Source organism: Spirobacillus cienkowskii (assembly GCF_037081835.1).
Taxonomy (GTDB): Bacteria; Bdellovibrionota_B; Oligoflexia; order Silvanigrellales; family Silvanigrellaceae; genus Silvanigrella; species Silvanigrella cienkowskii.
Genome location: NZ_CP146516.1, coordinates 163,446 through 176,705, shown reverse-complemented (window position 1 = coordinate 176,705; position 13,260 = coordinate 163,446). Strand labels below are relative to the sequence as shown.

The window sequence follows — 13,260 nt, the reverse complement described above, 5'->3', positions numbered from 1 at the left end:
TTAATATCATCCTTTAAAAATTAATTAATGTTTTAATTTTTTGTAATTGCCTAGAAATACTTACTTCTTTTGTATAATAATGTATTTCAGAAAATGAGATCCACTTTAAGTCAATTGATTCGTCACTTATTGTAACATGACTCTGTTCATCAGCTGTCAAAAGATAGCAGACATCATAATGAAAATGACTAGGCTCATTTTTTCTAGCTGGTATAAAATGAATATCAATATCAAAAGGGATAGGGTGTATTTTATTTAATGTTGCATCAGAATAAAATTTTGGAAAATTAAATAAATCTAAGTAATAAAAATTTTCTAAACCCGATTCTTCTTTTGCTTCTTTAATTGCGACATTATGAACCAAAAAATCTCCATCACAATGCCCTCCCAATTGCAACCACTTTTTTAGTTTTGCATGATAAGTAAACAAAACTTTATTTATTTTTGAATTAATAATAAAAGCTGATCCTGTTAGATGGCCTTTTAAACATGTTCTATCAAAACAATTAGGATTCTTTTTTATAAAACTATCAAACTCTTTAATATTATTTAAATTTTCAAATTCATAATTTTTAAATAATCCATTTACAATCTGAGTTTCATAATTATAAAGCGAAGATAAAATAAATTTTCTATTTCCATATTGTTCATAATCTAACATGTTCTATACCAACATCTTTTTAATCTTAAATAAAAGTTTAAAATATTAAAACCAAAAAAGGTTTATAAAAATTCAGTCCAATTAGTATCACAACATTCAATATAATTGCAAATATTCTCAATAAAATACAAAAAGCCAAAAACAGCTCTCAATCATTAAAATTTAAAAATTTTACCCGAAATTACCAGAACAAAAGATAAATTTCTATTCATATTACAAAAAAATAAAAAATCTCTTCACATTAGGCTAAAATAGAGGTTAAATATTTCGTGGTATATCAAAATTATGGAGCACATTATATGATTAATTTAGATACACTTTTTAAAGAACATCTTCAAAAGAGAATGGTCGATGCAGACAAAATCTTACAAGCACAAAATTACAAGTCACTTCTTTTAGGCGCTGGAGAACCTTTTACGTATTTTTCTGACGACTCCGAAGCTCCGTTTAGAGTTAACCCACATTTTGCACACTGGTGTCCTGCAAATGGGCCCTATCACGTTATTAAATATGAATCAGGAAAAAAACCTATTCTTGTCTATTATTCTCCTGATGACTATTGGCATTTCCATACCAAACTCGAAAACTCGTTTTGGACTTCAGAGTTTGAAATTAGAGAAGTGACAACTATTGATAAAATTTGGGAATCTCTTGGAGATCTGTCTTATAGCGTATTTATTGGTAACGATACCAAATTCGCTGCGACAAAAAACATCAAGCTCAATTGCGAGCTTGTTGAAGCGCGCCTTAACTGGTACAGGCGTTTTAAATCTAATTTTGAAATATTTTGCCTCTCAGAGGCCAATAAAATTGCCGCAAAAGGACACAATGCTGCAAAAGTTGCTTTTTTAAGCGGAGCCTCTGAATACGAAATTCATATGGCCTATCTCAATGCAATAGAATGCACCGATCACGAATTGCCTTACACTGGCATCGTTGCGCTCAATCAAAATGGCGCCATACTGCATTATCATGGGCGAAATAAAAACCGCAACGGCCAAGTCCTTTTAATTGATAGCGGAGCAAAATTTTTTCATTATGGCTCAGATATTACAAGAACCTATGCAACAAATCAGTGTGATCCATTATTTCTAGAATTACTTGCTGAAACAGAAAAAATACAACAAGAGCTCTGTCATGAAGTAAAGTCGGGGCTTTATTTCCCTTCTTTACACGAACAATGTCACATTAAATTAGCTAGAGCACTAGAAAAAGTAGGAATTCTAAAAATTGCTGGAGATTATGAACTCGCACTAAAAGAAGGAATTACAAAAGTTTTTATGCCACATGGCCTTGGACATATGTTGGGTGTACAAGTACACGATATTGGCGGAAAACAGCTAAATGAAAGCGGCAATTTTGCACCAGAAAACCCCCCAAATGTTTTATATCGCTCTTTAAGGTTTGTTGGAACCTTAGAAAACTCGGTGATTGTTACAATAGAACCAGGCATCTACTTTATTCAATCATTGCTTAACCAATTTAAACAAAATAATAAACATGCTAACAAAATAAATTGGGATATAATTGAAAAACTCACTCCTTATGGAGGTATTCGCATTGAAGATAACGTTGTGCCACTGCAAAATTCTTACCGAAATTTAACAAGAGAACATTTGCCTTAATTACATTCCATTTTGTACCCTATGAACTGTAAATGTAATTAAATTAACAATTTCATCGATGTCCGAATTTCGCGCTAAAACATTAACAGGTTTTTTCATTCCAGTCAGAATTGGACCTATTGATGTTGCACCTCCTAATTTTCCTAAAAGCTTGTAAGCAATATTTCCTGACGTCAAATCAGGAAATATCAAAACATTTGCAGGACCTTTAAGAGTTGAAAAACCATAAGAATGTTCTAATAATTCTGATGAAAGCGCAAAATCGGCTTGCATTTCTCCATCAATTTCTATGTCTGGGCGCAGTTTTTTTACAATACCTGTAGCCTTACACACTTTATCAGACTCTGGATGCTTGGTACTGCCAAAATTACTAAAACTTAGCATAGCCACTCTTGGCTGCTCACTTAAATATATTTTAGCCATGTCATGCGTTTGAATTGCGATTTGCGCCAATTGTTCTGCATTGGAGTTAATATTCACTGTTGTATCAGCAACAAATATGCTTCTTTCTTTCCACAGCAACATATAAATACCAGCAAGAACTTTATCTGTTTGGGTACCAATTATTTGTAAGGCAGGTCTTATTGCATCTCCATAATTATGATGCACTCCAGAACAAAACGCATCGGCATCACCTGTTTCAACCATCATTGTTGCAAAGTAATGATGATCACCCGTAACAAGTTCATATGCACCCATACGTGTCACACCTTTTCGCGCTCTTTTTTCTAACAACAATGAAGCATATTTTTCTGATCTTTTATCTTCTGATGGGTCAATAATTTCAACCTGAGTTAAAAGTTTATCTAACTTTGCATCTTGAATTAAACTTCTAATTTTTTGAATATCACCAATTAAAATTGGCTCACAAATTTCTTCGGCACAAACAATTTCTGCAGCTTTTAAAATTTTTAGGCTAGCACCTTCTGGCAACACCACTCTTAGTTTTTTGCCGCTTGTTCTATTTGCCACAACAACACTTCTTTTAATTTTTCGAGTTACTGATTGCAGGACACCCAAACGAGACTCCAACAAATCAACATAATGCTCAATATCGATGTTTTTTCTTGCCACTTTTGTTGCAAGCGCAGCTTTTGCCACAGCGGGCGCCACACGCAATAAAAGCCTTGGATCAAAAGGTTTAGGAATTAAGTATTCTCTGCCAAAACCTTGCAATGTACTGCTTGCATAAGACTTCGTGACACTCTCTGGAATATCTTCTTTTGCTAAAGCCGCTATGGCATGCACAGCCGCCATTTTCATATCTTCGTTGATACGAGTTGATAAAACGTCCATGGCTCCTCTAAAGATATAAGGGTAACCAAGAACATTGTTCACTTGATTGGGATAATCTGATCTTCCTGTGGCAATTATTGCATCACTTCGCACTGACTTAATATCAGCCGGAGAAATTTCTGGGTCAGGATTTGCCATAGCAAATATAATAGGGTCTTTAGCCATGGACTTAACCATTTCTTTAGTAACAGCCCCTGCAACACTTAAACCACAAAAAAAATCGACCCCTTTGATTGCTTCGGCAAGAGTTCTTTTTTTAGTGTCGTTTTCAAAGCGAGCCTTATATTTATTCATTCCTTCTGTGCGGCCTTTATAAACAACACCCTTAGAATCGCATAAAATTAAATTTTCCTTTTTGAGCCCTAAGTTTATATACATTTGCGCACAAGCAATAGCTGCAGCACCTGCACCATTCACAACACATTTCACATCAGAAATTTTGCGTTTTGTAATTTCGCATGCATTTAATAAAGCCGCACCGCTTACAATTGCCGTACCATGCTGATCATCATGAAAAACAGGAATATCTAACTCTTCTCGCAATCGTTCTTCGACTTCAAAACATTCAGGCGCTTTAATGTCTTCTAAATTAATGCCACCAAAAGTCGGTTCTAACATTTTACATGCACTAATTATTTCTTCTGGAGTTTTAGCATTCAATTCAATATCGTAACAATCAATATCTGCAAACATTTTAAAAAGCACTGCTTTACCTTCCATAACAGGTTTTCCTGCTAATGGACCAATCGCTCCAAGACCCAATACCGCCGTTCCATTTGTAACAACCGCGACTAAATTACCTTTAGCGGTGTACTCATAAACCAAAGAAGGATCTCTTGCGATTTCTTTGCAAGGTTCAGCAACGCCAGGAGAATATGCTAAGGTAATATCTTTTTGATTTTTACACTCTTTGGTTATACCTGTTTCAATTTTTCCTTTACGCCCTTTACGATGATAGTGCAAAGCTTCTTCTTTTAAACTCATATTTAATGTCCTCTTTTTGTGTTACAAACAAAACGGCAATTTGGAAGATCGGTAAACAATACTCCGTCACTAAATTTCTTGCAATATGATAATTAAATTATAAATATTTAAAAATAAAAATCAAAAATAATTAAAATTTTTAAATACTATTAATTATTGCTGTTTTAATTGTATCAAATTCATTTATAATACTTAAATGCGTCGCAGAAGGAACATCAATAATTTTTAATTTACTCACATCATCTAATAAATTAGAAATATTATTATTCTTTTAAAAGAATAGAATAATTTAAATAATTATTTACATTTTTTAAATTACCACTTTTCCTAAATTTTAAAGCCTTTAATAAAGTAACATTAGAAAATTTCAGCTTACAAGAAATTTTCTGCGATAAAAACCCATCTTCAATATCATATATGGTACAAATTTTATCAATATAACTATTATCAAATCCTAAAAAATTAAAATCCTGTTTACCATATTTTAAAAATGTTTCGAGATTCATTTTATTTTTATTCATATAATCGTCAAAATAAAATGAATCAAGTAAAAATAAATTTATATTTCTATGCCCCTTAATTTCTAAAAGCGATGCAATCTCAAGACAAATAAAACCACCCAACGACCATCCCAAAAAATAATAATTTTGCTGCTTACATTTTAGCATATATGTTTCTATATGTTTAAGATAATAATCAGAAAGATGATTTAAACTTGTAATTTTATCATCATTATTAAGATTATAAGAATCCACTCCTAAACAATAAAAATGATCTTGCAAATGTTCTGCTAATTTCGCATAAACTTCACAGCCAGAGCGTGCGGGATGCACCATAAACATGATAGGATTTGAAGATTTTTTGTTTAATTCTACAATTGGTGTGTAATTTTTTGATTGATGCGTAATTTTTAATGCAATATTTTTAATATTTTTACTCACAAAAATATCTGAAAGCTTAATATCAAAACTTAAATTATTATTAATTTTATTTAAAAGCTTAATTGCAAATAAACTATTTCCTCCCAAATCAAAAAAGCTAGAATTTATACTAATTTTACTTTTAGAAATATTTAATATCTCACTCCAATAATCTAATAATTTAATTTCAATATCATTACTTGGAAGTTCAAATTTAACAGTATTATGTTTATCAATTTTTGGTAAAGCAGCGACATCTAGTTTGCCGTTTGCTGTTAAAGGCAGTGCATCAATTTGCAAAAAATACTGTGGCATCATATATGTAGGAAGTTTTGCTTGAACATAATTCCGTAAAAAATTGTGATCAATCAATAAATCAGATAAATAATATGCAACCAAAAATTTATTATTTTCAGAAAGTATCACAACTGAGTTTTTTATTCCAGAGTAAGAACTTATTACATTTTCTATCTCTTGCAACTCTACTCTAAATCCATTTAACTTTACTTGAAAATCAATTCTACCAAAATATTCTAATTCACCATTTGGCAACCATCTTACAAGATCCCCTGTTTTGTACATCTTACGAAATAAATATTTACCATCATTTTGTATAGGAATAAATGGATTGTCAATAAAACATTGTTTAGTAAAATCTTCATTTTTCCAATAATAATTTGCTAAACTTGAACCAGAAATACACAATTCACCAACTGTATTAATCGGCAATAAATGTAAATTTTTATCCAAAACATAAGCTTTTAAATATCCAAATAATTTGCCAATAAATATACGCCCAAAATATAAATCATGATTAAAATTATTTATTAAAAATTCTTTATATGTAACCTCTCCTGTTTCGGTTGGACCATAATAATTTATAAATCTAATACTATCCAAATATTTATTAATTAATCTTATATCTAATGGCTCACCACTTAAAACTATTCTATTAATTGACTTTAAATCAAATAAATTAACCAACTCCGCAAAAACCTTAAATTGAGATGGTACAAAATGACAAATATTTACCAAATGTTTTTTTATCAAAAATTCAATTTCGGAAATATCAAAATGGTTTTCTGTAACAACCAAAGAGGCTCCAGAAGTTAGCGTTGTAAAAATATCGGAAAAAGAAACATCAAAAATATAATTTGTTTTAAAAAGATAAACATCTTTTGATGACATTTTATTAATAGAAGCCATTTTATTAATTCTTAAAAGGCAACTTTCATGAGGCATTGCAACACCTTTAGGTACGCCTGTAGTTCCAGAAGTATAAAGTAAATATGCCAAATCATTTATTGCTACACTGGTGCTAATATTTTCTGAAGAATACTCAGAAATTTTATCTATAACATTATTCACATTTACAAAATTATTATAACAATTATTAAATTCTTTAATATTATAAGAATCAATTAAAACTATAATAGGATCAGCATCCTTTAATATATAATCAATACGATCTTTTGGCGTATTTGGATTTATTGGTAAATATGCTTTACCAAGCTTTAATATTGCTAAAATAGATATTATCATTAAATCACTTCTATTTTGAATAATAGCAATAAAATGACTTTTAGAAATATTAAAATTAATTTTGATATAATTTGCAAGCTGATTGGATTTACAATTTAATTCAAAATAATTTATTATTTTATCTTTAAAAATTAAAGCATTATTATTAATATAATTTATAACACAGTTCTCAAATAAATCTATAATACTGCTGCACTTAGTAAAATCAATATCAGTAGAAATATTTAAATTTCTCACCAAATTTTCTTGCTGAGTATTGATAAATGAAACTTTTTTAAACACTTCTTCGGGGTAAATAACTACTTTATTCAAAACTCCTACAAAATATTCCAACATCTCATCTATGATTAGATCTTCAAATAGCTCACCTGCATACTTAATTTTAATCTGTATTCCATTTTCTAATTTATAAACTATAGCAGATAAAGGATAATCTAATGTCTCATAAACTTCATCATAACATATAGATAAAGATTCATCTATTTTGTTACTAAATTGCATTGGATAATTTTCATAAACAAAAATAACATCAAATAATCTATTTTCTCCATTATAAATTTTAAAAAAATCAGCATGACTTTTTTCATTCATTTCATTAATTTTATCTTGTAATAATTTAATTATTTCGATAATTTTAGTATTACTTTTTTTTGCAAAATTTACATAAAAAGGAAGTGTATTAATCAGTAGACCAACTACATTTTCTACTCCAAAAATAGGCAAGTTTCTTCCTGACACAGTAGTTCCTATAACCATTTTTTCTGCATTTCCATATACACTTAAAAGTTTACAAAAAGCAAAAAAAACAATCGCATTAATTGTCACGGAATATCTTACAGATAAAGATTTAATATTATCAAAATTAGAGTTATCAATATTTAAAATTTTTTCTTTTTGTGTTCTAATATGTCTATAATTAGCAAAATATAATTTATTATTTTTTGCACTATTACAAAATAAGCACGATAAATCAAGATTATTCTCCATAGTTTTAATGCAATTATTCCAATAATCAATATTTTTATCCATTTCTTTACTAATAAGCTTAAATGTATCGCTATATACTGTATCATATTTATTTTTTATTATTTTCTCGCATTTATTGTATAAATCGTGCACCTCACTCAATAAAATAGCAATACTCCATCCATCTATTGCAGAATGATGCGCACTAAATAAACAAGTGTACAAATTTTTATATTGTTTAATAATACAAATTCTAATTAATTTTCCATTTTTTAAATTAAAATATTCTAAACGATCTTTGGTTTTATAATTTTTTATAAATTGATTTTTTTGTAGTATATTTTTCTTGCTGATATCAATATAGCGCCAATCTAGTTTTGTATTCTTATCGATAATTTGAATAATTTCTTCGTCCCACGCAAATCTTAATCTAAAAATTTCATGTTTTTTAGCAGTATTTTCCCATGCAATTTTTAGTTGTTCTAAATTTAAATTTCCTTCATAATTAAACGAAATTTGATTAAAATATGCACAATCATCATATTGTTTATTGAGCGAATGATAAATCAACCCACTTTGCAAATAAGTTGTTGGTAATATATAATCAATTTCATTTTTAAATTGTATGTTATTTAAATAATTTTGCGATATAAAAAAATCAACATCGCTTAAAGTTAAATATTTTCTATCATATTTTGCAATTTCATTAATAGAGTCAATTAAATATTTTTTAAATAACACACCAAAATTATTTAAAGAATTTTTTATAATTTGACCTTCAAAATAAACATATAATTTTTGATTAAATATTAATGAATTGCAACATATATAAAAATCTTTAAATTTAGACGAATAAAATGAGCGACCACTATTCTCTTGAACAAGACTCCATTTGTTATCTTGACTATTAAAAATTTCTTTATTTTGCTCAATAATACCAAAATAATTAAATAATATTTTAGGGGACAATTTACTAGAATAAGAATAAAATGCACCATATCCAATACCATTATTGGGCACTTTTTTAAAATAATCTTTTACATAACAAATTTGCTCTGCAAAAGTTTTTTTGACTTCTAATTTTACAGGAAACATGTTAGAAAACCAACCAATTGTATCAAGTATGTCAAAAGTAGAATCTACTTCGTTACGTCCATTTCCCTCCATCATAATATAATGCTCTTTAGAATGTGTAATATTATACAAGGCAGAAACCATTACCGAAATTAAAAGATCTTGAACTGTAGTATTAAAAATAGGATTTACTTTATCGAGAATTAAACGTGTTTCAGATAATTCAAATTCAACAGTACAATAATTTATATCTTTACTTTTATTTATTAATAAATAACTCATTAAATAATTATTTATTAATTTAAAATTATTTAACACATCATCCCAATATTTTTTTTCGTTAAAATTTTCTGATGAATAATTTTTAATTTTTTCTGCCCATTTTAAATAACTCGTTCTTTTTAATAATAATTCATTATTATAATATAAATTAAACAAATCGTTTTGTATTATTTTCCAACTAATAGTATCTATTAATAAATGATGAACTGCAACAAATATTCTAGCTGTATTATTATTAAACCCATAAATATATCCAAAAGAATAAAGTGGCCCATGCTCTAAGTTAAAACTATTTTGCCAATCTTTTAAAACATTTAATAGCTCATTATTAAAATCTATAGATTCGTCACAGCTAATTAAATCTTTAATATTTAATATTTTTAAGTCAGTATCAATTTTTTTGTCTTTATAAACCTGAATCCAATTATTGTTATTTTTTTTAAAACTTATTTTAAAAGTATCGTGAATATTAATTAACTTATTAATAGACTGTTTTAAATTTTCTAGATCAAGTATACTTGTTTTGATTAAAAAATAATGATTCCAATGTTCAAAATTAGCAAAGTTATTAGCAAAAAACCATTTCTGAATTGGCAATAACGGATATTCACCAGATGCAGCTTCTATATTAGACAAATAATTTAAACTAGATTGTTTGTTTAATAGCAATTCAATATATTTTGAAATATTTTCTATAGTTTTTAATTTAAGAATGTCTTTAACATTTAATGTTAATTTATAACTACTTCTAATTCTGCTTACTGCTTGAATTGCTTTAATGCTATCTCCGCCCAAACTAAAAAAATCAGAATGGATTCCAATAAAACTTATATTTAATCCCAAAATTTCAGCCCAAATAGAGCATAATTTTTGTTCTATACTATTTCTGGGTGTAACAATATTTAAACTTTCTTTAATTTCTGGATTAGGCAGTAATTTAATATCTATTTTTCCATTATTATTTAATGGAAATTTATCTAAGTTTATATAAAATTTTGGAATCATAAAATGTGGTAATACTTTTTGTAAATATTCTATTATTTGGTTATCTTTAATAGATTTATCAGATACATAATAGCAAATAATTGTTTTATTGTAATTTAAACTTGATGTATCTAATTCTTTAGCAAGTATATAAACTTTTTTTATTCCTTTTATACTTAAAATTGTATTTTCAATTTCTTCTAGTTCTATTCTAACTCCACTAATTTTAACTTGAAAATCGTTTCTCCCAATGTATTCAATTTTTCCATTTGATAATCTTCTAACCAAATCTCCCGTTTTATAAATTTTAGAATTTATATTATGTTTAATTTCATTTTGATTCTGAAATGGATTTTTAAGAAATTTTACTTGGTTTAAACTGTCTCTATTTAAATAACCAGCACAGAGTCCAACGCCTGTAAGATACAACTCTCCTATTGCTCCATCTGGTAATGGTTGCAAGCTATCATCTAAAATATATGCCTTATGATTATACACCAAGCTACCAATACAGTTAGCTTCTAAAAAATTAGTATACTTATGCATAAAACACATAACAGTATTTTCTGTTGGCCCATATGCATTATAAATAACTTTATTTTCCTTTAAATACTCTTTAACTATTAAGCTATTTGTTTTATCACCTGCAAAAAACAAAACATCTAAGTTTAATGGCCTTTCTTTATTGAGTATAACCGGTGGAAGTACAGCTAAATTTATGCCATTATCATCAATAAATTTAGCTAATAAATTATAATCTTGTCGAGTTTCTTCATCGACAAGGTACAATTGATTTCCCAATAACAGTCCACTGATCAATTCCCAAACATGAGCATCAAATACAAAACTCGAAAAAAATAAGACTTTTATTTTTTTATTAAAAAATTCATTTTTTAAATTATTTTTTTGAAATTCAATTAAATTTGATACACTTTCATTTTTAATTAAAACTCCTTTTGGCTTCCCAGTTGTTCCTGACGTATAAATTAAATATGAAATATCTTTTTTTCCAGCATTAATATTAGGATTATTTCTATATTTATTTATATTATTTTTATCTAAAAATTCATCATTAAAAATTAAAATATTTAGCAAATTAAAGTTAATTTTATTTTTATTTTTTTTTGTTATTCTTATATTATTATTCATTAATAGTATATTTAATTTTGTATCATCAATAATAAATTTTATTCTATCAAATGGATATTCTGGATCAATTGGTACATAAACCGCTCCAGATTTTAATACAGATAAAATCGCAATTATTAAATGCTCACTTCTCTCCATTAGCAATCCAACATAATCACCTTTATGAACATTAAATTTATCAATTAGATAATTGGATAAAATATTTGCCTTATTATTAAGTTCAGAGTAGCTCATATTTTTACCATTAAAATGCAATGCATTATTTTTTGGAAATTTAACTGCATGATTTTCTAAATATTCTATAGGTTTTTTATATTTAAATTTTTTTTCATATTTTTTATTCCAATCATAAATTACTTTTTTTTCTTCAAATTTATCCAATAGATGCAACTGGTTTATTTTTAACTTACATAATTCATCTCTTTTATTAAACATAAAATCAATTATTTGATTAAAAATATTTTTATAATTTTTACATAAATTTTCTATTAATTGTTTAGAAATTTTTTTATTTTTATAATTAATTCTAAATTTAATTTCATTAGAAAATTGCTGAACTTCAAAGGCAAAATCATGGGTAAGTGCAATATTTGAATTTTTTGTTGGCTGCACATTTAAATTATTAAAATTAAATGATGTTTGCTGCAAAAACGCGCTTGAAAAACCAATAGAACTAAATTTATTACTCTTTTTTGAAAATACGTTATACATTGGAAAATAGTTTAATCTATATTCTTCGTTTTTTAGTGATTTTAAAAAAATCTTTGTTTCTAAAATCAATTCTTTAATAGTTTTTTCACCATTAATATTAAATGGAATAAAATTTATATTTACGTTAGCTCCATAAAATAATTCAATTCCCTCTTTAATAGAAATTGGATATGCAATTATAAAATTATTTTGATTTGTATATTTATACAAAGTAATGGCATACACAATTTTTGAAAACAGATAATTTGTAATTGCAAATTTTTTTCTTATCGCAGACAATTTGTCAAAATATTCTCCTGTAATAGAAAAATAGATTTCATTAATTCCAAAAATTTTTTGATTTGTTAATTCTACTCTATCATTTTTATTAAAATCAATATTTTCTATTAGAAATTCTGTGTTTAATACGTCATAATTTTCTATTTTACTCATCCAAAAATCATAACATATGTTATAGTATTTTTTAATTTCATTTTCTAATTTTAAAGAAAATTCTATTATTTTATTTTTTTGATCATCAATAGAAATTGGATATCGGTAATTATTTAAATTATAATATTTCGAAACTTCAGTATAAAATTGCTCTGCAGATGCACCATCAATAATTGCATGATGTAAAATATAAATTAGTCTATACTTATTTTCATCAATTTTAAATAATCCATATCTATACAATGGACCACTTTCTAAGTCAAATTCTCTTTGCAAAAAAATTTTAATTTCACTGTTAATATTTTTATCAAAATATTCTAAATCTAATACTTCATTATTTTTTTTCCAGTAAAATTTTTCATTTATCTCAAAAACATGTGCATTAAAAATAAAAATATCTTTTATCATTTTTTTTAAACAATTATTAAGTTTTTTGTAATTAATTTCTCCTTCAATAGTTTGATCGATCACCATGTGATAATCTGTTCTTTGAGGATTTAATTTCCATTCAAAGTAAAACACGCTCTGAAATGGAGATAATGGAATACTCTGTACCATTGTAACTTCCTAATGTTTAATTTTTATATGACTATTTTTATATTTTATAAAAATTAATATTAATAAAATTTTACCT

4 protein-coding genes are annotated in these 13,260 nt (G+C 26.7%); 1 reads left to right on the top strand and 3 read right to left on the bottom strand.

Translation table 11 applies throughout. The annotated features are described in order from the left end of the window. Nucleotides 1-13: 13 nt before the first annotated feature. Nucleotides 14-661: an NUDIX hydrolase gene (locus Spiro2_RS00765; protein ID WP_338636409.1), complete on the bottom strand. Its 648-nt coding sequence runs from the start codon at nucleotides 659-661 to the stop codon at nucleotides 14-16. 299 nt (nucleotides 662-960) lie between these two features. Between Spiro2_RS00765 and pepQ the strand changes: the two genes are divergently transcribed. Beyond that, nucleotides 961-2,286: a Xaa-Pro dipeptidase gene (pepQ, locus tag Spiro2_RS00760; RefSeq protein WP_338636408.1), complete on the top strand. Its 1,326-nt coding sequence runs from the start codon at nucleotides 961-963 to the stop codon at nucleotides 2,284-2,286. Here the strand turns inward: pepQ and Spiro2_RS00755 are convergent, their stop codons facing one another. Together Spiro2_RS00755 and Spiro2_RS00750 are read right to left on the bottom strand one after the other, a co-directional pair. Then, nucleotides 2,287-4,566: an NADP-dependent malic enzyme gene (locus tag Spiro2_RS00755; protein ID WP_338636407.1), complete on the bottom strand. Its 2,280-nt coding sequence runs from the start codon at nucleotides 4,564-4,566 to the stop codon at nucleotides 2,287-2,289. Between the two features lie 263 nt (nucleotides 4,567-4,829). After that, nucleotides 4,830-13,184 (bottom strand): amino acid adenylation domain-containing protein, encoded by an 8,355-nt coding sequence (locus Spiro2_RS00750; RefSeq protein ID WP_338636406.1) that lies wholly within the window; start codon nucleotides 13,182-13,184, stop codon nucleotides 4,830-4,832. Nucleotides 13,185-13,260 lie beyond the last annotated feature (76 nt).

Bases quoted from the DNA above. Each gene is read 5' to 3' on its own strand.
- pepQ (WP_338636408.1), top strand. From the start codon at position 961: ATGATTAATTTAGATACACTTTTTAAAGAACATCTTCAAAAGAGAATG.
- Spiro2_RS00750 (WP_338636406.1), bottom strand. From the start codon at position 13,184: ATGGTACAGAGTATTCCATTATCTCCATTTCAGAGCGTGTTTTACTTT.
- Spiro2_RS00755 (WP_338636407.1), bottom strand. From the start codon at position 4,566: ATGAGTTTAAAAGAAGAAGCTTTGCACTATCATCGTAAAGGGCGTAAA.
- Spiro2_RS00765 (WP_338636409.1), bottom strand. From the start codon at position 661: ATGTTAGATTATGAACAATATGGAAATAGAAAATTTATTTTATCTTCG.